The following is a 26,522-nucleotide window of genomic DNA, read 5'->3' as shown; positions in this document are numbered from 1 at the left end:
CACTGGCTCTTTTTTTATCACTTAAAAATATAGTATGATAAACACGTCATTATTCGCCCTTTTCGGACGATACAAGGGAGACGCCTCGCTAGCGGGCGTACTGGAAAACATCCAAAGAGGAACGTACAAGCAGTTCATCGATGAGACGCGGGAGGCGCTAGCGTCGGGCGATAAGGAACTGGCCGCCAAACTAAAGAAAAAACTGCCCGCTTTCACCCCACAGGCCACCTACTCCGGGAAACGCCTCGACCCTCACATCACCCGCTATAACCAATTGGTGGTACTCGACATCGACCACGTAGGGGAACGGGAGCTGGAGCGTATCACCCCGCTCGCCACGGAAGCGCCCTACACCGTGGCGTATTTCCGCAGTCCCAGCGGCGACGGGGCGAAACTCATCGCCTACGCCGCCACGGACGAGACCGCCACGCCGGGTAATCACCGGAGGGTCTACGAGGCCATGAGCCGTTGGTACGCCGCCCGGCTCGGCGTGGAGCTGGATACCTCGGGCAGCGACATCGGGCGGCTTTGCTTCGTATCGGACGATCCCGCCCTATACCTCTCGCCTGCCTACCGCCCTTGGCTGGAGGGTACCGGCGAGCTACCGGAGGGCCTCGCCCCGCTACCCCTTACTTGGAAGGAGGAGGTTAGCGAGACGGCTCCCGGGGCGAAGGAAAGGAAGGTGGCCTCGCCACTGGAGAAGGCACGCCGGACCGCCGAGCGGAAAGGCGCCTACGCCGAGGGCAACCGCAATAACTTCATCTTCGTCATGGCCGCACGGGCGAACCGGCTGGGCGTGAAGCGGGCCGAGATGGAGGCTTACGCCGCTACCGCCTTCGCCGACTTGCCGGCGGAGGAACGCCTCGCCGCCATCGAGAGCGCCTACAGCCACGTGGAGGAGCACGCCGCCGAGACGAGCGCCGCCACCTCCCGGAAAAAGGGCGGGGGCCCGCTGGACGTGGTCGCCGTGGAGGCCTATATATCCGAGCGTTTCCTCACCCGCAAGAACGGCGTGAGGGGGTACGTGGAGGTGGCCTCGAAGAAAAAGCGGAACGGCCAAAAGCCGGTCTTCAAGCCGGTGACCGACTACTGGGTGAACTCGCTCTGGCGGAGTCTCCTGAAGGACGGCCACTACTGCTCGCATAACGACATCCGGGCCATACTGATGTCGGACTTCAGCGAGACGTTCCACCCTTTCCGCTCGTATTTCGAGGGGCTGGCCCCGTGGGACGGGGTGACGGACTGGATCGGGCAGCTGGCCGATACCGTGGACACCACCCGGCCCGCCTTCTGGCGGGGTTGCCTCAAGCGCTGGCTTATCGCCGGGGTGGCCGGCTCCATGGAGTTAGGCGTGGAAAACCATACCATCCTGCTGCTGGCCGGCGGGCAGGGGCTGGGCAAGACCTCGTGGCTGCGGAACCTCGTGCCGCCCGAGTTGCGGGACTATCTTTTCACGGGCAATGTCAATCCGTATAGCAAGGGTTTCCCGCAGATGATGGTGGACTGCCTCTTGATCGTCATCGACGAGATGTCCGGCCAGAGCTACGCCGATCTGAACCGCCTCAAGGCGCTCACCTCCACCGGGGTCATCTACCTGCGCCGCCCGTACGGACACTATGCCGAGACGCAGATACGCCACGCCTCCTTCGCCGCCACGGTGAACGACTTGCAATCGCTGCCGGACGATAACGAGTCTCGCCGCTTCCTCTGCTTCGAGGCCACACGGATCGATTACCAGTCGCCCGTGCGACACGCCGACATCTACGCCCAAGCCCTCGCCCTCTTCCGCCGGGGCGAGAAATACTGGTTCTCCGGCGAAGACATCCGAAAGATCAACGAGAACAACGAGACCTTCCGCCAGCGAAGCCCCGAGGAGGAATTGTTCTTCACCTATTTCCGCAAACCGGAGCGTTTCGACACGCCACAGTATCTTACGGCGAGCGATATTATGACGAAACTAAGTGTATTTACACGTATCACGCCGACACGTTCTAATATAGTTACGTTGAGCAAGGTGCTGAAAAAACATGGTTTTAACTACGTAAAATCGAACGGAAAACGACTGTTCGAGGTGGTAGAGATCACCTTAGAACAAGTAAAACACAATTTCTATCGCCCTGAACAAGAGCAAGTGAAATCCAATAAAAACGACAAGGATATAACTAAAGATCAAAAGGATAACAGCGATCCTAGGCTTCCTTTATAAGTACCTTCAGGGCGATTAGGGCGATCTTTTACGTGTTCGCAAAAACATTTTCCGAAAATAAAAAAATAGATACACACTTAGTAAGTAAGACACAAAATTACTTTATACGAAAAGTTTTTCAAAACCACGTAAAACATCGCCCTAATCGCCCTGAAAACCCATAAAGATACGCACCCTTGCGCCCTACCCCTTAAATATGATCAAGTATAAAATCAGCGGGAATCCCAAAACAATCACGTAAGCGTTTAGCAATATTTAGGTTAAGCGCACGTTTCCCGTTCAGCAATTCACTAACTCGGGACTCTGATATGCCAAGCATCTTCGCAGCTTCTTTTTGTTTGATCTTTTTATCTACCATCCGCTTTTTTATCTCGTCTGTTATCAGCGAGGATACTTTACCGGGCAATGGATGATAGGCTGCCTCCCATTCATGGATCGCATCGGTAAGGCAGATAAACTCGTTTTTATCAGACTGTGGCAAAAGTTCCATATCGCCAAGTTGTGTCCCCTTTGCGATAATTGTTTCCATCGTGTTCTTATACTCTCTGTATTGAGCATCATTTTTAATAACCATAATATGCTCCTCTTCTTTAAATAGTTTTCACATCAATCTTATCATATTCCGGATGTGTACCGATAAAACGGATAATCATCCGACCCGCAAAGAAAACTACGACAGCAACAATCCGATAGTTATTACCTTTAATATTGAATACATACCGGCTATTGCCAACGTAATCCGCAGAAAGAAAATCATTTTTCAGATCAGAATGATTCTTCCAGTTAGCGGCTTCACATGTTTCTATCCATTTTTGGATTGGTTTATCCGCATCAACATGTTTACGAATAAACTTCTCTAGTTTTTCAGAATCAATGATCTTCATTTTCTTTCTCTTCAGTGATACAAAAGTAAAATAAAATTCCCAATAGTGGAAGATTTCGCAAGGATTATTTTGCCGACGCATACAATTCCCCATGCGCTTTTTATTGAGACACGGCTCGAAAACCAATGAGATACGGTCGCTAAGTCAATGGAATCCGTCTTGCGTTCCATTGACTTAGCGCCCCTATTCCACCCGGATACCATCCGGCTCTCACGGCTCGCCGAGCGACTCGATGATGGCCCGCACCATGGCGGGCGAATAGACCCGCTCGCCCTCGTGATAACCCAGCGAGAGGAGGCGACCGGGCAGGCCGGGATAGATCGTTATCCAATGTTGCAGCTTGCGGTGGGCCGAGCGGGGATGCAGGTCGGGCAGGTAGACCTCGGCCAGCTCCATCCGCCCGTACGCTCGTATCTTGAATGTTGTTTCCATATCCTAAAGATAGTGAATCTCCGGCATATATCCATCATTTTCCGGAGAAATAATTCACCCGAAATCACCCTAAGTCACCCAAAGCGACAAAGCCCCCATGCCCTGCCGTATCTTTGTATCAACATTAAAAAACAACACATTATGATCCGCTACAAGAAGTATCAAAACAAGAACGAGAAGAACGTGACAACCTTCAACAAGTGGTATGCCCGTGCCGTATGCGAGGAGACGGTAGACATCGCCGCCTTGGCCGAGCACATGTCCACCCACAACACCCCCTTCTCCACCGGCGCCATCCACGGCATGCTGAAGGACATGGTGAATTGTATCAAGGAGCTGCTGATGGACGGCAAGAACGTGAAGATAGACGACCTCGGCATCTTCAGCGTGGGCATCCGCTCGAAGGGGGCCGTCACGCCGGAGGATTTCTCCACGCAAGGCAATATCACCGGCGTACGCCTCCGTGCCCGTGCCACGGGCAACCTCTCCAGCGCCTCGCTCAAGCTGACGGCCAAGCTCCGCGAGTACACCGAGTACTCGAACGGGGAGGTGACCCCGGGAGGTGGCGGGAGCGATTCCGAGAGCCCGGACGAGATTTAGGGAATTGAAAATTGAGAATTGAAAATTGAAAATTAAGTGGTATGGAGATTTCTGTTTTTATACGTGAATACGCTCCGCTGGCCGGGGAGGCCGGGCGGGCGTTCCGGATCGATCCGGTGGTGATCTTGGCGCAGGCGGCCACCGAGACGGGTTGGGGTGAGAGTACGCTCTGCCGGGAGTATCATAACTTTTTCGGCATCACGGCCTACGGGCTGCCCAACGTATGGTGGACCGGCCGGTGGACGGAGCTGTCGCCCCGCTCGCTACGTTTCCGGATCTACCCGGACGATAAGTGCTCGTTCATGGATTACTGCCGCCTGCTTCGCTCGGCCTATCCCCGGGCGGCCGACATGAGCGCCAACCCTACGGCCTTCGCCAAGGAGATCGCCTACAGCCCCTACATCAGCGAGGTGAACGGCGACAACCGGGAAGCCTATCGTAAGCTGATCGTCCAGCTTTGCCGAAAAATCAGCTCGCAACTATCAATCGTCAATCAAAAGGGCGGGCAGATGCCGCCCCTATCATCAACTGTCAACTAAAATGAAATACCTTGAACTCATCCTCCGTTGCCTCACGGCGCTCCTCCGGGTCATCTTCCCGCAGCATCCCCCTGTTCCCGAAACGACAGACGCTACCGGCGCTGTTCCTTCTCCTGCTAGCCCTCCTCTCTCTCCTCATGCGGGAGACGGAGGTGACGCTGGCGGCGATCGGCGCCTCGCTGACGCTCTTCCGCCACGACGGCCCCCCTCCTCCCCACCGCCCCCCGGGGCGGACTGGCTGGGTATCTCCGGCTACACCCTCCTTATAGCGGGGTGCGCAGGGTGCCTCTTGAAGTACTGGGGCTGACAAACGAAGAAGAGGGTATCCAAAGCCGGTACTACCGGACGCGGACAACGCGGAGCACGCGGACGAACGCAGATATTATAAATTATCAGCAAAATAAGTCTGCGTGTTCCTTTAGTATAACAACCCAAACATCCATAATGGGATCCGGCTGTGATGCCCCACTTCCGTACCGTCTACTCTTCCATACGACCTCCTTTGTTTTGCCACAAAAAACAAATAAATCTTCCGGCGTCTTTTCTGTAGACATAGACCCTCCTCAAGCCCTGTACACTCTTTTCTCACATCATCCCCAATATCCACCGAGAATAACCGTAGGCCACACCTAACCGATAGGAGGAAGCGATTACTATAACATAAACAACTCTATAATAACACATTAACAAACATACTAAACCACCGGTATAAAGCTCTTCAAGTGAATAACTAATCACTTGACAAGCCTTGAATAAAACATTTATAGCACCCCCAAAAAGATTATTAGGCGAGCCTTAACAAGGCCCATCATGAAGTGTTAAGATGCTCAAGAGGCATCACTCGGCATCATGAGCTCTAACGGCAGGTCGTATATTTATATCGTCAATGATGAATATGTCAAACTTAAAAAACGAAGAATGGAAACGATACGGATGACAAACAATCACAAATGGTCCGTAGGCCACCAAGAAGGTTTATTCTTCGTACCTCGCCCATCATAAGTACAATCTACACAGCGAATGGGCGCATAGAGGTTAGGAACAGTTGGCGTCCCACTATAAATATAATAAGTATAACCATCCGGTGCCATTCCTGTGAAGATATTCTTCGCACAGTCATAAGAAGCCTGATATAAATCTCTTAGCTCCGGCATAAAGCGTTTCATGATCGTTGTATTAGTTACATCCACATAACCTAATACCCATTCCTTCGGATCGGATACGCAAACTATGTTACCCCTCATCTCGGCAGGTATAGGAGAAAAGATGCTTCCAGCTTGCTCGATATTTCTCTGCATGTTCTCGAAATACGCATAGGCCCCTTTCCGTATGCGATTCTGCTTGACTTCTATATAATAAAGGATTTTCAATTTATCATGATCCCGGGGAATCTCAATTAGTTTCTTCTCATATATAAGATTTTCCGTCAACTTATCCGTTGTCGCCAATAACATAACTTTTGAGCTATCCCTTCCCCAGCAATAATAGGTATTTTGTGACGTATGTCTTTCAAACATATAGAATTTATCATTCAAATATCCGGCGTTCGCAAACAGATCAGCGTTAAATTCCCATATTTCCCGATAACTCCATTTATAATAAGTCGGCTCAGGCTCATTATCATGTGTCGTGACACAAATATAGACAGGTTTTTCCGATGCTGAACTTTCAACAGATATACTATCAATGGCCGGAGTATCTAGAGGGGATAAATATTCAGATTTATATTCTTTATCATTCCAATTTATTGATAATCTATATTTATACGCAGGCTCTAACTTATCAACCTTTATAATATAAACACCTTCTTCGCTTACGCAAACAGGTTCAAAAGTAAATCCTTGGTCACATTCGATAAAGACGTTCGCATCGGTTATCGATTCTTCTTCACCAAAATCATCCAATATTTTTACGCTACGGCTTAATCGTATCTCTGTCGTGTCATTAGTAATCATGCCTTCAACCACCAATAACCCCTCTATTTGGCCGATAGTGTTAGGCTCGTATTCAGAGATACAACCCAAAAGCATTACCAGCCCTGTTATGTACATATATAATTTCTTCATATATACACATTCTTATTCGGAAAATATTGAATTCTTAATCCATTACACGCTACAAAGACTTACAACAAAACCTTAAGTTCCAAAACCATTACTTTAATATGTCCTTATCAGAAAGGGACAATTAAAGCTTTTCTTAGAAACTTTAATGTCCCTTTAACTTTAAGATATTAGAATATATACTATTTCCTAATAGTTATAAAAAAATGATTGCTAATTAATCAGTCATAAGTTAATATGACTGACAATCATTTATACACCGTTATATAAACTTGTACCTCATATTTTCCGGTACTATCCGTTATCTTTCCCGTCAAACGGTAAGAGCCCACATCATAAATATTTATATAACATCCATATCCTGCAGGATACACATAAGCTCGACCAGATCCAGGAATAGACCACTCCACTGTGGCTCCCGCAGGAAGAGAAGGACTAAGCACATAGGTAGATCCTACCCCAGAAGTACCAGTCAACTGGTAAGAGCTAGGACCACTCAATGTATAACCACCGGCAGCCACCTCCACCAAATCAGTTCCGGTATCTTCCACTTCAATCAAGATCTCTTGCGCATTTGCCATTTGCAGCGCAAACAGCGCACATAATATAAATAAAACCTTTTTCATAACCCTAACTGTTAAAATTAACATTTTCAACAACTCTTACTTCCAAGCATCCGGCTGAACCAAATAAGGCTTGCCGTTCTCGTCGTTACCCATGGTCAATACTTGGTCATCAGGAACAGGAAGCATAGTCTTTGCCGCAGGAAGCACAGAGGCTGCCGCAAATTTCGGAATATATTGCTTTTCGTAATTGATATAAGCGCTCAACTCTGAGGACATTACATCACCACCCCAACGAACCAAGTCGAACCAACGTTCACCTTCCATCGCCAACTCAAGCTTACGCTCCATACGGATCGCCTTGATACAAACATCTTTGCTTGTGAAAGCCGCATGCGACGTAGGATATTCAGCGACCTTATAGTTTGCGGCCGCTTGACCGTTTTCTAACTTAATAATATTCACATCCAAAGCAGCACGTCTACGAACATCATTAACTTGTGCCATCGCCTCAGACAATTGACCAGCGTCAGCTAAAGCTTCAGCGTACAACAATTTAATATCACGTACACTAAGATATTGCATATTCATAGCAGACCCCGGTGCCCAACCATTAAATAAGTTCTTCATGCCAGCGGCCTCTTCCGCCTTACTAAACACGTGTTTCTTCGGCATAAAGATACCACCATTTACAGGATTACGAACCCAGTCATCCTTAGGCATACCCCAATCTTTGTAAGGGATTCCATAACGACCTACAGCAAAATCCAAACGAGGGTCTACCGCAATACTATTATCTGTTACGACAAATGGCTCATTTGTTCCCGTACCTTTTCTTGAAACAGTCGCTTTATTTCTATATTCACCATTCAAATAAGGTAAACCTTGCGCGTCCACTTGGAAAGAGTTCACTAATTCGAAAGAAGGTTGATAGAAACCACAGCATCCACCGGGACCTGAGTTATGCGGATAATTCAGACAGAAAGGAGCACCACCAGTGTTTTCGTCAGCAGCAGAATATTGAACAGAGAAAATAGCCTCTTTACCATTCTCAGTCAGCGCATTGAAGTTGTTATCCAAATCGTCCTCCAATCCATAAGCTGCCCCACTACTGGTTGTACCATTATTCACGACATCAGCTAAAACAGTTTTCGCGGCAGCGATGTCTCCTTTATGCATTAAGATTTTACCTTTTAATGCTTTCGCAGCCCAAACATTCGCACGACCAACTTCAGTCTGAGTTTCCGGAAGATTAGCGATCGCATCGTCAATATCCTTCAATACATTATCATAAATATTAATATCATTATGTACTTTAGGATCATTCTCCGTATAGGTCTCATCAACCCAAGGAATAAATGGACCAAACACACGAATTCCCTCAAAATAAGCCAATGCACGCAAGAACTTCAACTCACCATAGCGGCTTTTACGATCGGTATCGCTCATACCCGGCATACCTTCAGCGCCTTGCCAAGCTTGAAGAGCTAAGTTCACTCGTTTAGCCATTACATAAACCCACGCCCACTTCTGCGCTATATAGCCATTAGTAGACAGAGTATTATACATCTCTATCTCATTCACCACGGATTGGTCACCCGGGTCGGAACCTTTATTGGCGTCACCACCATAAATACCACCCCATACCCAGTTAAATGGAGATGCTTGATAAGGATCATAACCATCCACCGGAACAGCCAAGCCTGCATAGGCACTAACAGTTAACAATTCCACACCCGTTGGATTGGCTAGAGCGTCCGGTGTCAATGCTCCCTGAGGTTCTTTCCCCAAGAAGTCATCGCCGCAAGAACTAAATGAAAGCGCAGCAAGACAGCCTATCGCCAAAATATATTTACTTTTCATAATGATTCTTTAAATTAAATTAAAACATACACACCTTAGAACGCAAAGTTTACACCAAACAAGAAACGTCTTGTTGAAGGCCAACCGCCCATATCAATACCTCTCTTCAAGTCAGCACCGACACCGTTGTCATCCACATCTTTCATTTCCGCATTTGTATACTCGGGATCCAAACCATCATACCCTGTAATGGTGAATAAGTTCTCCGCTTGCACATAAATACGTAAATTAGAGATTGTAGCCTTCTTCATCAACTCCTTCGGAAATGTATAACCGAGAACCAAATTCTTCAATTTCACGAAAGAAGCATTTTCTACATAGTATGAGCTAGAGTTTGTTCCGGAATAGGTATCAAGATAATCCAAAACAGGTAAGACTGCTTTGCTATTGTCAGCACCCGGTTTCCAAGACAAATCTCTCATGCGAGAAGATTTATTACCCTCGAATAACCAGAAATCAGTAAAGTATTTCGTATTGTTGAACAAATCATTTCCGATCGTTGAGTAGAAAAATGCCGTCAAATCCCAGTTTTTCCACGTTACAGTAGCGTTCAAACCGGCGATCAAGTCAGGATGAGGAGAACCGATAAAGGTGCGGTCATTTCCATCCAACTTACCATTTCCATCTGTATCAGCGAATTTAAACTTACCGACCCAAGCCTTAGCGTCCTCCGCACTTTTCACTTCTTGTCCCAAAGGAGGTAACGCAAGTACTTCATCTACGTTCTCATAGAATCCATTCACCTTATATCCATAGAACTCAGAGATAGCATGTCCCTTTGTCGTACGAGTTACATTACCAGAGATACGTGTACCGCCTCCCCACATAGAAGCATCATCAGCCTCAGAGATCTTAACAACCTCATTCTTATAATGAGATAGGTTCAAAGAGAAATCCCATGACCAATCGCCCTTACTGTCTCGATAGTTGAAGTTGAAGTCAACACCCGTATTCTTCATATCACCAAAGTTGATGTACGGTTTTGAAGATTCACCAGCCAAAGCGGAATATTGAGCCGCAATCAACATATCTGTCGTTTTCTTATAGTACCACTCCAATCCGGCACCGAATTTGCCGTTCAAGAATGTTCCATCCAAACCGACATTAAACATTTGGGTGGTCTCCCATTTCGTATCCTCGTTACCAAATTTATCCAAACGATAACCTAAAGAGGTAGAGGTATTAGAACCCGTAAAGTCATAGTTTGTTTTCTTTGGCAATGTTCTATATTCGTAGGCGAAGTTCGTAATACGAGGCACTTCTGAGTTACCGGTAACACCAAAGCCAAAACGAAGCTTCAAGTCATCTAACCAGTCTTTTGTTTTCTCCATAAAAGCCTCTTCAGAGATACGCCAACCAGCAGAGATAGAAGGGAATACACCGTAACGATTATTCTCCGAGAAACGAGAGACACCATCACGACGGATAATACCTGTCAACAGATACTTATTATTATAAGCGTAATCTACACGCCCAAACAGACCAAACAAGGCAAATTCACCTTTATATTTTGATTCTGCGATACGTTGTGCGTTATTCTCACCCATATTCAACTCCCAAGTATTCGTATTATCCTCGTACAAATAATTGTAACGACGACCTTTCAGCGTACGTCCCAAACCATCACGAATAGCCTCGGTACCAAGCAAGACAGTCAATTTATGAACCTCATTGAATGTCTTGTCGTAAGTCAAAGTATTAGTCCAAACCCAACGATAATTAAAATCAGATTGCTCTTCAAAATTGTTTTGGCCCATTGACTCAGAAAACTCAGGGTTCTTCTTTTCCATACGATAATAATAACCATTCGTATAGTCCAAACCGAAATTCGTTCTAAAAGTTAATCCCTTGATAATATCGGCCTCTGCCCATAGGTTACCAAATACGCGGTTATGTGTATAGTAATTATCCTTATTTCTCTTTTGATTGGCAACCGGGTTCTGGAAGTTACCCGTTCCAGCGAATTTTGAACCGGCAAAATTACCTGCGATATCATATACCGGTACATAAGGAGAAGCACGATAAGTCCAAGAATATGGATTACTCTCAGCGCCGCTAGAGTTCAAGCCATTATCTTTCGTAAACGCATAAGTTAAATTCTCTCCTACCCGTAACCAATCACGAACATTGAAAGAGGTGTTAGCACGTACTTGATATCTCTGGTAGTAAGAATCAATAACCGTACCATCTTGCTTGAAGTAATTCGCACTTAAATTATATTGTCCCTTTTCAGTACCACCAGATAAGCCAACTTGATGGTTTTGAATCATAGCCGCACGGTCTACCTCATCCCACCAATTTGTGTCAGAGAACGGCGCATAAGTCGTACCCGGGTAATTATAATCGCCGGGATTAATATCCGTACGACCACCCGCACCAGCTTGCGTCAAATAATTAGGAATAGAAGGACGTTCACCTGTTCCGAATTGCACGTGTGAAGGAAGTTCATTGGAACCTAACAATGCATAGTTACTAGCCTTTGCGTCCCATTCCAAGTTCACACGATCCATAGAATTCAAAACGTCATAGCGCTTGCCTGTTTTCTGAACACCGACATATCCATCATAAGTCAATTTAGGTTGACCGGATCGGGTACCTTTTTTCGTCGTAATCAAGATAACACCATTGGCCGCCTGCGCACCATAGATAGCGGCGGAGGAGGCATCCTTCAATACCTGCATACTCTCGATATCGTTCGGGTTCAAGGAGCTTAAATCTTGGTTACGTGTTGATACGCCATCAATTACGTACAACGGACCATTATCATTAACCGTATTGATACCACGAATACGAACCATAGACTGGGAACCGGGGGAACCTGACTGACCGATATATACACCGGCAGCCTTACCTTGCAACTGCTGGGTAGCGGAAGATCCGGAAGATGCCAAAAGGTCTTTCGTATCGACTACTGCCACGGAGCCTGTGATATCTTTCTTCTGCTGCGTACCGTAACCTACTACTACTACCTCATCAAGGTTTTGCGTATCTTCTTTCAAAGTCACATTTACCACTTCTCCCGAAGCAGGAATTTGCTGAGATACATAACCAATGTAGGAAACGACTAAAATGGAGTTGGGCTCAACTTCCAAGGAATACTTACCGTCAAGGTCGGTAATCGTACCGTTTGTAGTACCTTTTACTACAACATTTACACCCAAAAGGGGTTCACCCTTTGCGTCAGTTACCGTACCGGTAACTTTCTTAGCTTGTTGGGAGATGGACACATTCGCGTTAGACGCGTGGATTGGAGGGGTTACACCCGCACCGACCATAAGGAAACAAAGTGCCAAACCCAGCCCGCTTTTAACAAAAGCCAACTGTTTGTTCATCATAACACAAAAATAGGTTAACATTAATAATTATATCCACTCTTCGGATACGGGTACAAATATAAATTATTATTCTTAATAAACAACAATAGTATGCATATTTTTTTCACATTCCCTTGAACTTGCGGATATGTGTTCGTACAAATAGCTATTATAGACCCAATAAGGCTTATTCTTGTTAACAAAAAGACACCTTCACAAGAATCAACAATATGTTAAAAACCGCAGAAAAAAATACAATCTATTCCTAATTTTTCCGAAGACTTTTAAACCTTATTATCAATCTACAGCACGGTAAATGAGCCTCTTGGGCCATATAAAAGAAAAGAGGACGCCGTTTTACCGACATCCTCCTAAGCTCTTATCGCATTAGATCCGTGAGCCTTACCGGCTGCCGGCTATCGATTTACTCACGATATTCGTTACGGCCTCTTGCATCTTCTCGATGACGCCGCTGTTTTCCATCCCGTATTCGGAGGCGATCGTCTCCAGATTCGGGGAACCAATCCAAACCTTGCCGTCCGCATCTTCCCAAACGGAGATACGTAGCGGCAGCTCCAAAGAGATAGACGGATCTTGCTGCATCAATAAAGTCCCGACTTTCGGCGAGCCGAAGACGATCACCTTATTCGGAGGCAGCTTCATCCCTACCTCGCTAGCGTTTCGCCCATGATCGAACATGGCGAACACGGAACCTCCTTGAGACTTGATAATCTCCTCGATCCGCCGCATCGTCTCATCCACGCTAAACGGGCTTACTGTTTTTTCCATCAAACGATTCTTTTTCTCCATGGCTGTAATTTTCTTTAGTTTTGTCAAGACAGGAGTCTTGACCGTCCGTACACTCGACTTCCGGTCATTATTCAGCTGCTCATAAATAACGATTTTGTTCTCTCCTTTGTTCAGCCATACGCCCGGTATGTAAAGCGTTTGCTGAGGGCCGGCGTACCAATAGCGACCGATATTGATGCCATTGATGAAAATAATGCCCTTTCCCCAATCCTCCATATCGATAAACGTATCGCCGGTATCGGACAGGTGGAAGGTTCCCTCGTAGAGAACCGGCTTATTCCCCAACGCCGCTACCTCGGGCGAGCCATTCTTATAGACATAAGGTTCGCCGGAGGCCAAAGCCGGCATCCGGTCCATCGGGAGCTTGTACATCTTCCAGTCCGATATCTCGCTGCCGTTAATCTTGACCGGGCTGATGATCCCCTTCGTATTGCGGACGATCTCCTCGCCATAATTGATACGCCCCATGTTCTCCACCAAGATGTCCAAGGTAGCGTTGAACGGGATATCGATCTCCATCGCATATTGGTTGAAACAACGGTTTAACTCGCCGACACGCTCGCCATCCACGTAGATCGTAGCGTAATCACGCAAGCCCGGTATCTCCAGACGGCCTTTCAGGGGTTGGTTGAAATGGGTTGAGTACAAGACGTAGCCGTATCCTTGGTTCAATTGCTCGAACGTGAGAGGTGTCGGAGACGCTACCGGTTCCCCTTCTTTCGCCAAGGCCAACACATCGGCTACCTTCGTCAAGGAGATCGACGGGATCTCGATCAGCGGTATAGGGGCCGGAGCCTCGGAGACGTCATAGGTGACGTATTTCCGGATCACGTTGCGGATCGAGTCGAACTTCGGGGTTACCCAACCCGCCTCGCTGATCGGGGCGTCGTAGTCGTAGCTGGTCAAATCCGGCTGGATATCATGCTTCTTGTCGTAATTGGCGCCACTGGTGAAGCCGAAATTCGTACCGCCATGAACCATATAGAAATTGAAAGAGACATCGTTTTGGAGGTACGTCTCCGTCTGCCTCGCTATGCCGGAATCGCTTATATCGGGGAATGGTTCCGCCCAGTGCATCAGCCAGCCGGGATAAAACTCGGCTACCATATACGGGCCTACTCCCCCGTGATACTCGTTCACCACCTTTTTCAAGTTCTCCACGTTACTCTCCCCGTTCGCCGTAGGCAGCGCTCCCGGGGTGGAACCGCCCTCGAACAACCAGCTTCCGTCCGAGGTGAACAGAGGCACGTTGAAACCGGCGTCCGCCAATTGCCGCTTGATCTTGGCGTTGTAGCGGCGATGCTCCTCCAAAGGGATATCCTTACGTTGCGCCACGTAAGAGCCGAACTCGTTCTCGGCCTGCACCATGATGATAGGGCCGCCTTTCGATACCTGCAAGTCGCCGACCTGCTCGTAAAGCTTATCGATATAAAGCTTCGTGCGTTTCAAGAACTCCGGGTTATCCCGGCGGATCTCCATGCCCGGTATATTCTGCAACCACCACGGATAACCGCCGAACTCCCACTCGGCGCATACGTACGGGCCGGGACGGAGGATCACCATCAATCCCTCCTCTCCCGCTATCCGGATATACTCGGCCAGATTCTTGTCTCCCTCGAAATCCCATTTACCCGGTTCCGTCTCGTGCAGGTTCCAGAAGACATAGGTAGCGACCGTATTCAAGCCCATCGCTCGCATCATCCGAAGGCGATGCCGCCAATATTGGTGGGGGATACGAGGGTAATGCATCTCACCCGAGAGGATCGGGGTTACCTTCCCGTTTACATAAAAATGACCGTCCTTGATCTCGAACGTACGTTTCTCCTTGGCGAACGAGCCGACAGGTATCAGCATCAAAAGGAGCAATAGATAGGCGATTTTCTTTTTCATGGAATCTATGTGTTATAAAGATTTATTTTTAGGTTTAAGATCTCGTGGCAAATGTATGTAAATAAAAAGAGGATGCCAAATAAATGACATCCTCCCTAGCTTATATATTATATAATGTATAAGTCTGTATTAAGCTTGCTCCAACTGCAAAGTCTTAGTCGGCTGGTCGCAAACCTCCGTCGGACCGAAGTACTGGATCGGACCCGGATATACATAGCTAGTAGTCAAAGCCCACTCGTCACGGTTAGCGGCGAACGCCTTGAAAGGAGCGCCGTCAAGCTTAACCAAAGCCTTCTGGATAACCGGCTTCATCTCGCCATGACGTTTTTCCATGTTCATCATCATAGTAACAGGGATACCACCGGCGATCCATTGATCAGCGGGAGCGGTCGTGTTACGTACGGAAGACATATAACCTGTCTTACCGGCGGCGATCAAGCAAGATGCCGTGTAACCCAAAGAGTAGCAGTAGTCCGCATCGTAGTTAGACGGAGCGGCGCAACGACCCTCGTAACCAAAGAAGTGGTGTTGTGCGGCGAACTTGCCTACGTACTTGCCCTCGGCCTTCCACTCAGCCAATTTCTTGCCAACCATCTCAGACAATAACTTCTCAGTCTCGATCAAAGAAACCTGTACGTTTCCGTGCGGGTCACGGTCCAAAGACAACTGACGAGCTACGCCCTCCGGAAGAGAAGCGTACAGATCAGAGTTCTCCTTCGTCAACTTGCTGATGATATAAGCACGTTGCTCGCTCTTCTTGATCATCTTGAACTCAGCGTCGTGCTTAGCCAAGAAGTCGTTCAACTCGGCGATCAAGCGTTTCATAGCCGGAACGAACTCGATCAAGCCCTCAGGGATCAATACCGTACCGAAGTTATTACCCTCGGCGGCACGTTTAGCCACGATACCAGCCACGTAAGTAACGATATCGTCCAAAGACATATTCTTCTCCTCAACCTCCTCGGAGATGATACAAACGTTCGGTTGAGTCTGCAAAGCGCACTCCAAAGCGATATGAGAAGCGGAGCGACCCATCAATTTGATGAAGTGCCAGTATTTCTGGGCGGAGTTACAGTCACGTTGGATGTTACCGATTACCTCGGAGTAAACCTTGCAAGCCGTGTCGAAACCGAAAGAGGTCTCGATCTGGGCGTTCTTCAAGTCACCGTCGATCGTCTTCGGGCAACCGATTACCTGTACGCCGGCACCGATAGCCTTGTAATACTCAGCCAATACGCAAGCGTTCGTGTTAGAATCGTCACCGCCGATAATAACCAAAGCCTTGATATCAAGCTCTTTCAAGATCTGAAGACCTTTATCGAATTGCTCTTTCGTCTCTAATTTCGTACGTCCGGAACCGATCATATCGAAACCACCCGTGTTACGGTACTCGTCGATAATATCAGCCGTCAATTCCATATATTTATGATCGATCAAACCGCCCGGGCCCAAGATGAAACCATACAGACGAGAATCCGCGTTGTGAGCCTTGATACCGTCGAACAAACCAGCGATCACGTTGTGACCACCGGGAGCCTGACCACCGGAAAGGATCACACCAACGTTCATGACAGGCATAGCCTTCTCCTCGTTACTCTTCTCGAATGTAACGATCGGCATTCCGTAAGTGTTCGGGAACAATTTCTTGATTTCTTCCTGATCGGCTACTGATTGAGTATACTCGCCGTCAACGGCTTTCACTGCACCTTTCAACGCAGCGGGTACCTTCGGTTGGTAAGCTGCTCTTGCGATTTGTAATGCACTCTTTGTCATTTCTTAATTGATTTATTTAGAAATTATTTGATACGTGTTCAAAAGTGACGCGAATATAAGGAAAAAAATCCGTATTAATAAAAGAGAAGGGGGATATGTTCATTCAAAATAGCATCGAAAAAAACTTCCGGGAAATCACTGGTAAACTTGCCCTCATCATTATAACCGATCAACCTTCAACAAGAAGAGGGTGTGTCACCATGAAGTGAACACGAGAAAACAGGTAGCTTACTGTATATTTTACTTGACTATTTTTTACACGGTCGTGTTTTTCCAAAAACACGTACGTAATTTTCAAGAAACACGGTCGTGTTTTTTCGAAAACATGTACGTGTTTTACTCAAATCTCCATCATAATTTATATCCATCTAATTATAAGCCAGTTATAAACCATTTCAAACAAATGCTTTATTGTATTTTTTTAATCCGTTTACTCTGTAGGCTACTTCAATGGCACAATAGAGTAAACTATTCATCAACTTGCACCTAATTATCACAAAAGACTTCGTATATTTACACCTTCTATTAACGTTAGTTAATCACAAAATTCGATGCGAAAAAGCCCTCTTGCACTCCTATTATCGCTTATCTGCCTGTTCTCGTCTCATAACGAGATACAAGCGCAAGGACATCCCCCGACAGATTCATTGCGACAACGGGCCGCAGCGAGCGTGGGTAAGGAAAAGCATGATCTACTGATGCGTATAGCCATGTCCACCAACGATATCGCCGACTGGGACGCTACGCTCAACGACGCTATCGACCGGTGCGACACCCCGGCCATCTGCCGATCAAGGCTGAATCGCATACAATGCCTCTTTAATTTCTACTCCGTGGATTCGGCTATCATCGAGGCACGAGAGAGCCTTCCTTTTATATTGAATGCCAAGCAATACAGTTTCTACTTCTCCACCTATAATACTTTTATATCCGGATTGTTCAAGCAAAGACGGTTCGACGAGGCCCGTGAGGAAGCCACAACCATGTTCGAGACGGCGCAACAGGTTAAACAACCGGTAGGCATGACGATGGCCTTGCAGGTACAAGGCAGCATGTATTATAAACTCGGCTTGTACGACCAAGCCCTCACCTCGCTGGAAAAAGGGATCGCTATATGCCCCACTTACGAGAATGGCGAGAACCAAGTACTCTACATCTCGGCCGTTCTTTACGAATGGCTCTTCATGACCGCCCTGAAGGTGAACGACACAGAACGCATATCCCGTTACGCCGACAGCTACGCCGCCCTCGTCAAATGGAGAGACGAGCATGGGAAAGTGGACCCGACCGGACATTATCCCGTCACCTCCCGCTCTCTCCAAGCCTTCTCTTTCCTAAAGAAAGGGCAAATAAAAGAGGCGAGACGATTGTTGGATGAGGCAGTCCGGTTTATTCATCCCCAAATCCCGGCCAACGCCTATGAGCATTTTTACGAAGCTCGCCGAGAATTACGGGAAATGACAGGAGATTACCAAGGGGCTATCAAGGATATGGATATCCTGTTAGCTGCTCATGAGGGCGACCTATCTTTCTATATGGACGATTTGTTGAAGAAAGCGGAACTTCTGGCTCATTCCGGAGATCCCCGGTCCTGTATATCTCTCTATCATACGTATATACAGGCGAAAGACTCGGTAAACCGGTTGGATATCGCCTCTCGGATGGATCAACTACGGACTATTTACGAGGTAGACCGGCTCAACCAAGAGAGGCAATACGCAAGGAACTGGATGTTCGCCGCCTTTACCGGTTGCTTGCTCCTTGTCCTTTTGCTAGCGGGATATATCATTTATTCCCAATGTCTAAAAGCAAAGAATCAAGTGCTTTACAGACGTATACAGGAACAGATCCGGCAGGAGAATAAGGCGGTGGAAACCATTAAGCAAATACCCGAGAACGATCTTTCCCGGGAATTACGTTTATTCATAAACTTGAACGAGTTATTGGAAAAAGAAAAGCTATACACCGATCCCACCTTGAACCGGGATGATCTGGCACAACGTTTGGGGACCAACCGTACCTACTTGATGGAAGCCGTACGTACTTACAGCGGGAATATGACCGTCCGCGAATATATTTATGACTTTCGTCTAAAGCATGCCGCCGAACTGCTCTCCTCTCCCTCCGCCCTCTCGATCGATCAAATATGCTATGACTCCGGGTTCGCTTCCCGCTCGGTATTTTACCGCCTTTTCCGACAGAGCTATGGCCTGTCTCCTAACGAATATCGAAAACTTGCGGAGAAAGAAAAAGAAAATTAAAATACTATATTTCAAAAACTTGCGCCACACGGACAAATGTTTTGCGCCACACGGACAGCTTTTAGGATTACTATTCGCATATTGAAACGATATCTGTTAATCCTAAAAACAAACTATATATGAAGACAAATTATTTTTTTCTCCTTTTCTTTCTTTTGATTCTGATGGGATGTTCGGATGACAAAAACATTCCGGATATCCCGGCCTCCACAGAGGACACCTATGAAGGAGTACACGATCTGATCAGTTTCACGAAAGAAACCGAAGATTTCACGTATGGAGACCTGACTTTCCACATCAAGACTCCCGACGGGAACATTATCCAACGGAAAGCCAAGCACCGGCGATTATCCGGGACTTCCCTATTCACTATGGAAAAAGGGCTGAAGGAGGGTAAATACCAGCTACTATATATGGAATATACCATCCAATCGGATTGCCCGGACATTGACGGGCGGAATGGGGAGTTCGGCATGGGGTGCTACATTACCGTCAGTGAGAATGGGATCTCCACCGAAACCAACCGTGACGAGCGAATCGGCCTGTATGGGAACGGTACGCCGGAAGATCCGTACCGGATAACCTCTGCCGATGATTTGGCGAAGATACAAGAAGCGATCCTCAACTTCCACAACAATGGTAACCTTGTTAATTCCTACACCTGCTTCGAACAACAAAATGACATTAGCATGGCCAACTATAATGACCAATGCGGCTGGGAGGGCAACTGGTACCAGATCGGATTATCAGCCAGTTATCCTTTCACGGGCTATTATGACGGCAACGGCTATACGATCCGGGATTTGAAAATGTTAGATAAAAACGCCGTGGGCGCTAGTTTGTTCGGCTTCGTAAATCAAGCCATCATCTCGAATCTCACCATCGAGAAAGCCACCATAACCGGCTATGGAGCGCTATCGGCTATCGTAGGAGCCGTTACCACCAAGGGGGGAAGCATCAATAAGACATTTATAAAAGGGTGCGTAGTAAAAAAATCCACCATCGAAAGCCGTAGCGATGGCGTAGTCACGGACGGCATGGCCATAGGCGGGATCGCCGGCATGGTAGACCCGAACGTAAATCTCTGGATAGATTCCTGCTCGGTAGAGGATTGCACTATAAACGGGGCGATTGCCGTAGGAGGAATCCTTGGCGGAGGAACAGTGTACTCAATGACACAAATCACGAACTCCCACAACCGGAATACCAAGGTAACCGCATCTTACAATTGTGCCGGAGGAATCGTTGGGTACGCCGATACGCTCTATGTATATTCATGCAGCAATAATGGCACTATCAAAGGTGCCGCATCCACAACCGCTCCTCCCGGAAACCTTCCTGCCAATTCTATATATAATGTAGGAACGGGCGGGATCGCCGGAGGAAGCGGATTGAGCACCATCATTTCCAGCCGAAACAGCGGGACGGTGCAAGGAAGCAGGGGCGTAGGGGGAATTATCGGAAGCACACTGGTAACTACCCAGCCGAGAACTTATTATAATAACACGTTTATCGGTTTTTGCTCGAACTCGGGGAATATAAACGGCGACAGTTATATAGGAGGATTATGCGGTGAGGCGCAACTTGGCGCTTATAAATCGTATAATGAAGGTATGATCGAGGCTAATTCATCCTTCGCTGGTGGAATTTTAGGATTCGCTCCCTTGGCCTCCATCACCAACACGGCGAATTTCAATAAAGTAATCGCCTCCTCTTATAGCGGAGGAATAGCCGGTTCCATCCTTGCCGGCTCGTTGGGTATTAACACGAATCTAGGGGAAGTAGCCTCCTACCATGAATATGCCGGTGGTATGATAGGAAGGGCAGGGAATACGCTTGCCATGAACTATTGTTCCAATTTCGCGCCGATATCAGGCTCCTCATACCTCGGTGGTATGATCGGCGAGGTAGGCGACGCAAAGAAATGGACGATCATGGATGGCGTATCCTTGGGGTTTGCCACATTCGAGCTGACGTCTACTCTTGTCGGATTTGTCCCTTTCGCTAAAATCGTGGGAGAAAGCGGAGAAATCCTTGTTAACTGCGCCCTTACAGTACTTAGCCTCGTCTTAAATGATATCGATATTTTATCAGAAGGTTTTAGCGTATTCGGGCTTATTTCACACGGTCATCCGGAGATTATAGAAACAGAGAGGCTGAAAGGTGTCATTACCCATGATATCGCCATGTTGGAATCAGACATGGACACGAAACTGGCCAATAAAATAGATAACCTATCGTTCGCAAGCATCAAACTGAGGAGCAAAGATATGACAAATAGGTTCATGTCTAATCGAAAGGCATTAACAGAATGGTTTGAATGTGGGGCAAACCACCAGATTTATAGTGATGCGATGAATTATAAGAGAGGGTTGCTCTCCAAACAGATCCTTAAAAGCAAAAAAAACGAAGAAGTTCTACATACGGTTGTCAGTGGTGTTTGTTGCGCGGTCAATTCAGCCTTGCTTTTTGTTACAGTTATCACTTTCCCCGAAGGTGTTCCCGCTGTAGCCTTGATGGGAGGTGCGCTAGCGTTAGTCAGTTTCGGCAATTCGGTTTCGGCCACTCTTGATGATTTCGTGGAAAACTCCGTCGTTATCACACAATGCTTGAACGCCGGAGAGATTGGCCAATATAGCAGCGGAGGCTTGGTAGGCCAACTTCAGCAAAGCTGCCTTATCTCCGATTGTATAAATATGGGACGCTCAAATAAAAGAGCCAATGCCCTAATTGGAGTTGTCAATCCAAACGTAAGGGTAGGCAGGAACTTGAATGTCGGGGAGAATTGGTATCTTTTCGCACCTCCCGCATCCGTTTCTTATTTTGGGAATTACTGCATGCTGGGCACTGTAGAGCAACCGAATCCTGTGATTATGAACATATTCAGCTTACAAGACTTAAAGTCGGAAAAGACCTTTACTGGATGGGACTTTGATGTAAAATGGGAAATACCATCCAACGAAACAGGCAGCTTTCCGATCCCTAAGAAATCCGAGATGCAATTTGATAAACCTAATTTATAAATAAACGAACAAACATGAAAACATACACTAAAACAATATGGAATATATGCGCATGCATGCTTATCATCTTGCTCGGCGGATGCGCAGACGATGACATCATACGAAACGACTGCGGATCGACCTTGCAAGAGACAGAATCTCATCTAATAAGCACGTTCTCCTTGCCGGAAGGCAAAACTCCCATACAAGATACGAGAGAACAGATCTTTTTCCAGTTGAGATCGCTGAGCGATAACTCCATACAGCTCATGGAAGGTAAGATCCGGAAAAACGCGGGGATTCTTTCCTGTGAAATGTTTATCCCTAATAATCTGGTATTAGAAGATGGAGACTATATACTTTGGTTAAAATTCGATGAAGAAGGCAGCGTCTATCCACTAAGCTATCATCTGACATTCCGTGACAAGATGGTCAGTATGGTACGTGATACTAAATATATTTACGAGATGCTGAATGGCGAAGGTACGGAAGAGAATCCTTATCTGATTACTTCCACCAACGATTTCGCCTATCTCGTGTCTCAATTAGCCACGTACGACCGTAATTACGGATACGGGCAATTCTTCAAGCAAATAGCCGACATCAAAGCTCCTATCCCCAATTGCCTGTATCAAGGTAACGCTTATAAAAGCGCCCCGTTCGCGGGGAACTACGACGGCGATTCCCATAAGATACTAAACCTAACCTATCTCGGGACGAACGGCGGAGAGCAAAGCGACGCAATCGGGCTTTTCTCCATTTTACACGACGGGGCAGTGATCCGGAATCTTGATATAGAAGGAGCGGATATAGAGTATCCGGGGAATTGTTGCGGATTGCTTGCGGGAGTAGCTAACGGAAATATACGAATCGAGAATATAACCTTAAACGGTAATATCAAGTCCACGAAGGATAAGGTTGGCGGTTTAATAGGCTATATCGAGGGCAACGCCCAGTCGTTGGCACAAATCAGTATCCGGAATGTGCGATTAGGCGTCTCATTCTCGGAATCCGGCAGCTCTTATATCGGAGCGTTGATCGGCTGGGCCGAGAACGCTTCCATTCAAGTGGAGGATATCAGTAGCGACGGGATTTTCAAAAACTTGAGAGGGAATAATCATGTGGCCGGTCTGATCGGGAAATTATATGGTCAAATCGATGCCAGAAAAATTAAGCTGCAACATACCACCTTAAACGATTTCCCGATATCCGGTAACCAGAACGTAGGCGGATTGATCGGTGAGGCATTCTTACAGGCGGCATCCAGTTTCAAAGACATAACCATCGACATGCCGATCAAAGGTAGCTCCTATGTCGGCGGATTGATCGGTCAGATCCGGTCGGAAGCCCCTACCAGTATCCTCATCACCATCGAGAACTTCCAGTTGTCCAATCCGGCAAATCGGTCTCAAATCCAAGGGGGTAGTTATGTGGGTGGAATGATCGGATATTCCCACAAAACACACGCTAACGCATTTACGATAGAGCTTAAAGGGGAATCCTTGTTTCATGCCTCGATAACCGGGCAGTCTGTTATAGGAGGTATTTTCGGTTCTTTAGATGATACCCAAATACAATTTACCCCGGCCTCACGATTGTATATGGATAATGAATCCCTTGAAGCTTCTTCAGGGATTTGTGGCACTTTAGCCGGAGCCTTATCTTACCAAGAACCGGGGAAAGAAATTCTTTTGGATCCGGAAATATTGGTGATTAATCCCAACATCAAAATAAAAGGAGGAAATAACGTAGGAGGAATCATCGGAAAATTATATAATGGGACGTTGACAGGAACCTATACCCCCGAATTCAGTACCACGAACGTAATCGTGAGCAAGATTCCACGACCTATTTTCCCGGGTAACATAAATTCGGAAAAACCCTATCGAGAAAATGCCGCTTCTATTGGAGGAATTGTCGGATATGCCGATAAATCTACTCTCAGAAGACTCTTCACGCAACCTTCCATTTACGGCAGAAGTACAGTCGGAGGAATCATCGGATATGCGAGCGATACTCAAATATCAGATTGCGGCGTGAAAACAGAAACATTTAATAATGGGAATAATAGCGCCATTATGGTAGGAGGAATTATCGGACAAGCATCGTGCTCATCCCACTGTGAGTTTTCCAATCTAGTAAATTACAGTAATATCTCCTCAGGATCCAATTATATCGGAGGCATTTTCGGGAGTATGGTAGCGGGAACTAGCGTAAAGATCAATAAAGTCGTGAATTTAGGTAAGATATCAGCCACAAATAACGTAGGCGGTATCATAGGGAAAACTTCAGGAAAAGACATAGAGGTTTATGACGCAGCTAATTTCGGCGTAATCCAAGGTATCGCAGGAGATAAAGAATGCGGAGTGGGCGGTATAGCCGGTGCCGCCGAGGATGCCATTACAATTTATAAATCCGTTAACCACGGAAATATCACCATAAACAGGAATGCCAAGTATTATGGAGCAGGAGGTATCTTGGGGTATGTGAAGCAAGGGGGAGCACATGTCCGTTACTGCTGTAACCGGGCAAATATAGACTATCCGAAAGATAAAGAAGACAGCCATGGCATTGGAGGTATCGTGGGTAGCATAGAAAAGGCTAACGATAACGACGACAGTTACGTACTGGATTGCTACAATATGGGAGAAATCAACGGACAGCAAAAAGCGACCAGCACGCTTGGTACCGACTACCGGGGAGGGATCGTAGGAAACCTCGGAAGCCACGGGAGATGTTACCGGGCCGTAAACGGGGGCTATGTCCGCTTTGGAAACGCAGGTGTCGGATACGGCAACAAGAAGAACCTGACACATATCTATATCTCGCCCGGTACAGGCAAAGACTTTGGGGCAACGTCTATCCCTCTACCAATCAGAGAAGATAAAAATATTTACCAAGGATTCGACTTCACGGGAGATCATGATCCAAACCGGCAACCGGTCTGGGTTCTGGGTGGCACATATAGCTCGGAGAATAAAATGCTACCCTACTTGCATTCAGGAAAATGTTATTTCCAATTCGCAAGATATACCCCATAAAATACGCCCTCTTTAATACACTCTCTATATATCCATACCGGGCGCAAACTATTCATCGGTTTGCGTCCGGTTTTCACAAAAGACTTCGTATATTTGCGAAGTCAATATTCCATATTTTAATACATTACTTACATAACACAAATACAAAATGAAAAAGTATCTTACTCTTGCCGCAGCGGCTTTACTCTTGGTTGCTTGTAGTGAAAAACCGAGTTATGAGATCTCCGGTACAGTAGCGAACGCCGATCTAAACGGCAAATACGTTTACCTGTATGAATATGGCGTACAAGACGCCGCCCCAATGGATAGCGCATTGGTGCAGAACGGCACGTTCACGTTCAAGGGAACACAGAACGCCCCCGCCTTACGCAAGCTTGCCTTCGCCGAGGATGTCGTGGAACCCAAACGTGCCGCTTCCGGCGAGAACGCCCCTTTCACAAGCATATTCGTATTGGAAAATGGTAAATTACAGGCTATTCTTGATGAGGCAGCTTCCGCCGTTTCTGGAACACCGGAGAATGACGGATTGAAAGCCCTGCAAGCACAAATGAAGACTTTGCGTGCGGATCTGGAGAAACTTTCCGCAGACATGAAATCTGAGGACAAGGAAGTCGTAAGCGCCGCCGAGAAGAAATATGACGAGATCGACCAAAAGGTAACCGATGCCGTCAAGACTTACATATTGAATAATACGACCAAGCAATCCGCCGCCAAGTTATTATACGATTTCCGTTATAGCTTGGACGAGGCGGCCCAGAACGAGATTATCGCCAAGGCGGACTCCGCTTTCAAGGCCGTTCCGAACATCAATAAGCTCATGGCTCACCTAGATGTACTGAAAACCGTAGCCGTAGGCAAGAAGTTCGTGGACTTCGAGATGGCCGACCCGAACGGTAAGACGCACAAGCTATCCGAGTTCGTAGGCAATGGCAAGAACATCGTGTTGATCGATTTTTGGGCAAGCTGGTGTCCTCCTTGCCGCCGGGATATGCCGAATTTGGTAGCCGCTTACAAGAAATACAAGAACAAAGGTTTCGAGATCGTTGGCATCTCCTTGGATAGCAAGGCAGACGCATGGGCGAAAGGCGTAAAGGACCTAAATATCACATGGCCCCAACTCTCCGACTTGCAAGGCTGGAAAAACTCCGGTGCCCAACTATACGGGGTAAACAGCATCCCTCACACCGTATTGGTAGATAAGGACGGAACGATCATCGCCAAGAACCTACATGGCGAGGAGATCGACGCTAAACTTCAAGAAATACTAAAATAAACAAGAAT

The 26,522-nt window shown here is 47.0% G+C and carries 17 protein-coding genes; 7 read left to right on the top strand and 10 right to left on the bottom strand.

The window, feature by feature from the left end:
- The first annotated feature begins 34 nt into the window (after positions 1 to 34).
- Positions 35 to 2,206 (top strand): BT4734/BF3469 family protein, encoded by a 2,172-nt coding sequence (locus DWX33_RS14485; RefSeq protein ID WP_122380593.1) that lies wholly within the window; start codon positions 35 to 37, stop codon positions 2,204 to 2,206.
- A gap of 190 nt (positions 2,207 to 2,396) precedes the next feature.
- Here the strand turns inward: DWX33_RS14485 and DWX33_RS14480 are convergent, their stop codons facing one another.
- The 3 genes from DWX33_RS14480 to DWX33_RS14470 all read right to left on the bottom strand — a co-directional run bounded on the left by DWX33_RS14480 (position 2,397) and on the right by DWX33_RS14470 (position 3,522).
- Entirely contained in the window at positions 2,397 to 2,780 is a 384-nt protein-coding gene (locus DWX33_RS14480; RefSeq protein ID WP_122380592.1) for a type II toxin-antitoxin system HigA family antitoxin, read from the bottom strand.
- A 16-nt stretch (positions 2,781 to 2,796) separates the two neighbouring features.
- A complete protein-coding gene (locus DWX33_RS14475) occupies positions 2,797 to 3,090 on the bottom strand; it encodes a type II toxin-antitoxin system HigB family toxin (RefSeq protein WP_036613722.1) in 294 nt (97 codons plus the stop codon).
- Positions 3,091 to 3,300: 210 nt separating this feature from the next.
- Positions 3,301 to 3,522: a DUF4248 domain-containing protein gene (locus DWX33_RS14470; protein ID WP_005868065.1), complete on the bottom strand. Its 222-nt coding sequence runs from the start codon at positions 3,520 to 3,522 to the stop codon at positions 3,301 to 3,303.
- Positions 3,523 to 3,663: 141 nt separating this feature from the next.
- On the opposite strand from DWX33_RS14470, the gene DWX33_RS14465 reads away from it, so the two are divergent.
- Both DWX33_RS14465 and DWX33_RS14460 read left to right on the top strand, forming a co-directional pair.
- The gene (locus DWX33_RS14465) at positions 3,664 to 4,122 is read left to right on the top strand and encodes a hypothetical protein (RefSeq protein ID WP_005868064.1); all 459 of its coding nucleotides are present in this window, start codon (positions 3,664 to 3,666) and stop codon (positions 4,120 to 4,122) included.
- Positions 4,123 to 4,163: 41 nt separating this feature from the next.
- Positions 4,164 to 4,661, top strand: a complete 498-nt coding sequence (locus tag DWX33_RS14460) for a glucosaminidase domain-containing protein (protein WP_121960880.1) — start codon at positions 4,164 to 4,166, stop codon at positions 4,659 to 4,661.
- Here DWX33_RS14460 and DWX33_RS22905 read toward each other — a convergent pair.
- From DWX33_RS22905 to DWX33_RS14425, 7 genes are all read right to left on the bottom strand, one after another.
- On the bottom strand, positions 4,654 to 4,800 hold the full coding sequence (locus tag DWX33_RS22905) for a hypothetical protein (protein ID WP_227713703.1): 147 nt from the start codon (positions 4,798 to 4,800) through the stop codon (positions 4,654 to 4,656). The two genes, DWX33_RS14460 and DWX33_RS22905, sit on opposite strands and share 8 nt — an antisense overlap.
- Positions 4,801 to 5,605: 805 nt before the next feature.
- Entirely contained in the window at positions 5,606 to 6,727 is a 1,122-nt protein-coding gene (locus tag DWX33_RS14450) for a DUF4249 domain-containing protein (RefSeq protein ID WP_121962353.1), read from the bottom strand.
- A 245-nt stretch (positions 6,728 to 6,972) separates the two neighbouring features.
- A complete protein-coding gene (locus tag DWX33_RS14445; protein WP_121962352.1) occupies positions 6,973 to 7,350 on the bottom strand; it encodes a hypothetical protein in 378 nt (125 codons plus the stop codon).
- A 36-nt stretch (positions 7,351 to 7,386) separates the two neighbouring features.
- Positions 7,387 to 9,150, bottom strand: a complete 1,764-nt coding sequence (locus DWX33_RS14440) for a RagB/SusD family nutrient uptake outer membrane protein (protein WP_121962351.1) — start codon at positions 9,148 to 9,150, stop codon at positions 7,387 to 7,389.
- Between the two features lie 35 nt (positions 9,151 to 9,185).
- Positions 9,186 to 12,485: a TonB-dependent receptor gene (locus tag DWX33_RS14435; protein WP_122380606.1), complete on the bottom strand. Its 3,300-nt coding sequence runs from the start codon at positions 12,483 to 12,485 to the stop codon at positions 9,186 to 9,188.
- Positions 12,486 to 12,866: 381 nt separating this feature from the next.
- Positions 12,867 to 15,164: a beta-galactosidase gene (locus DWX33_RS14430; protein WP_122380590.1), complete on the bottom strand. Its 2,298-nt coding sequence runs from the start codon at positions 15,162 to 15,164 to the stop codon at positions 12,867 to 12,869.
- A 129-nt stretch (positions 15,165 to 15,293) separates the two neighbouring features.
- Positions 15,294 to 16,937, bottom strand: a complete 1,644-nt coding sequence (locus DWX33_RS14425) for a diphosphate--fructose-6-phosphate 1-phosphotransferase (protein WP_005855923.1) — start codon at positions 16,935 to 16,937, stop codon at positions 15,294 to 15,296.
- Between the two features lie 551 nt (positions 16,938 to 17,488).
- Here DWX33_RS14425 and DWX33_RS14420 point away from each other — a divergent pair.
- From DWX33_RS14420 to DWX33_RS14405, 4 genes are all read left to right on the top strand, one after another.
- Entirely contained in the window at positions 17,489 to 19,198 is a 1,710-nt protein-coding gene (locus DWX33_RS14420) for a helix-turn-helix domain-containing protein (RefSeq protein ID WP_122380589.1), read from the top strand.
- Positions 19,199 to 19,317: 119 nt separating this feature from the next.
- A complete protein-coding gene (locus tag DWX33_RS14415) occupies positions 19,318 to 22,221 on the top strand; it encodes a peptidase M26 (protein ID WP_122380588.1) in 2,904 nt (967 codons plus the stop codon).
- Between the two features lie 14 nt (positions 22,222 to 22,235).
- Entirely contained in the window at positions 22,236 to 25,241 is a 3,006-nt protein-coding gene (locus DWX33_RS14410; protein ID WP_122380587.1) for a hypothetical protein, read from the top strand.
- Positions 25,242 to 25,389: 148 nt separating this feature from the next.
- The gene (locus tag DWX33_RS14405) at positions 25,390 to 26,514 is read left to right on the top strand and encodes a TlpA disulfide reductase family protein (RefSeq protein WP_122380586.1); all 1,125 of its coding nucleotides are present in this window, start codon (positions 25,390 to 25,392) and stop codon (positions 26,512 to 26,514) included.
- Positions 26,515 to 26,522: the final 8 nt, after the last annotated feature.

It is taken from the genome of Parabacteroides sp. AF19-14, assembly GCF_003635485.1.
Lineage (GTDB): Bacteria > Bacteroidota > Bacteroidia > Bacteroidales > Tannerellaceae > Parabacteroides > Parabacteroides distasonis.
The sequence above is the reverse complement of the archived record's forward strand: the minus strand, read 5'-3'. Positions and strand labels throughout refer to the sequence as shown.

Excerpts from the sequence above, each read along its gene's own strand:
- DWX33_RS14460 (WP_121960880.1), top strand. The coding sequence starts at position 4,164 with ATGGAGATTTCTGTTTTTATACGTGAATACGCTCCGCTGGCCGGGGAG.
- DWX33_RS14430 (WP_122380590.1), bottom strand. The coding sequence starts at position 15,164 with ATGAAAAAGAAAATCGCCTATCTATTGCTCCTTTTGATGCTGATACCT.
- DWX33_RS14465 (WP_005868064.1), top strand. The coding sequence starts at position 3,664 with ATGATCCGCTACAAGAAGTATCAAAACAAGAACGAGAAGAACGTGACA.
- DWX33_RS22905 (WP_227713703.1), bottom strand. The coding sequence starts at position 4,800 with ATGAGGAGAGAGAGGAGGGCTAGCAGGAGAAGGAACAGCGCCGGTAGC.
- DWX33_RS14440 (WP_121962351.1), bottom strand. The coding sequence starts at position 9,150 with ATGAAAAGTAAATATATTTTGGCGATAGGCTGTCTTGCTGCGCTTTCA.
- DWX33_RS14475 (WP_036613722.1), bottom strand. The coding sequence starts at position 3,090 with ATGAAGATCATTGATTCTGAAAAACTAGAGAAGTTTATTCGTAAACAT.
- DWX33_RS14470 (WP_005868065.1), bottom strand. The coding sequence starts at position 3,522 with ATGGAAACAACATTCAAGATACGAGCGTACGGGCGGATGGAGCTGGCC.
- DWX33_RS14480 (WP_122380592.1), bottom strand. The coding sequence starts at position 2,780 with ATGGTTATTAAAAATGATGCTCAATACAGAGAGTATAAGAACACGATG.
- DWX33_RS14435 (WP_122380606.1), bottom strand. The coding sequence starts at position 12,485 with ATGATGAACAAACAGTTGGCTTTTGTTAAAAGCGGGCTGGGTTTGGCA.
- DWX33_RS14450 (WP_121962353.1), bottom strand. The coding sequence starts at position 6,727 with ATGAAGAAATTATATATGTACATAACAGGGCTGGTAATGCTTTTGGGT.
- DWX33_RS14425 (WP_005855923.1), bottom strand. The coding sequence starts at position 16,937 with ATGACAAAGAGTGCATTACAAATCGCAAGAGCAGCTTACCAACCGAAG.
- DWX33_RS14410 (WP_122380587.1), top strand. The coding sequence starts at position 22,236 with ATGAAAACATACACTAAAACAATATGGAATATATGCGCATGCATGCTT.
- DWX33_RS14405 (WP_122380586.1), top strand. The coding sequence starts at position 25,390 with ATGAAAAAGTATCTTACTCTTGCCGCAGCGGCTTTACTCTTGGTTGCT.
- DWX33_RS14420 (WP_122380589.1), top strand. The coding sequence starts at position 17,489 with ATGCGAAAAAGCCCTCTTGCACTCCTATTATCGCTTATCTGCCTGTTC.
- DWX33_RS14485 (WP_122380593.1), top strand. The coding sequence starts at position 35 with ATGATAAACACGTCATTATTCGCCCTTTTCGGACGATACAAGGGAGAC.
- DWX33_RS14445 (WP_121962352.1), bottom strand. The coding sequence starts at position 7,350 with ATGAAAAAGGTTTTATTTATATTATGTGCGCTGTTTGCGCTGCAAATG.
- DWX33_RS14415 (WP_122380588.1), top strand. The coding sequence starts at position 19,318 with ATGAAGACAAATTATTTTTTTCTCCTTTTCTTTCTTTTGATTCTGATG.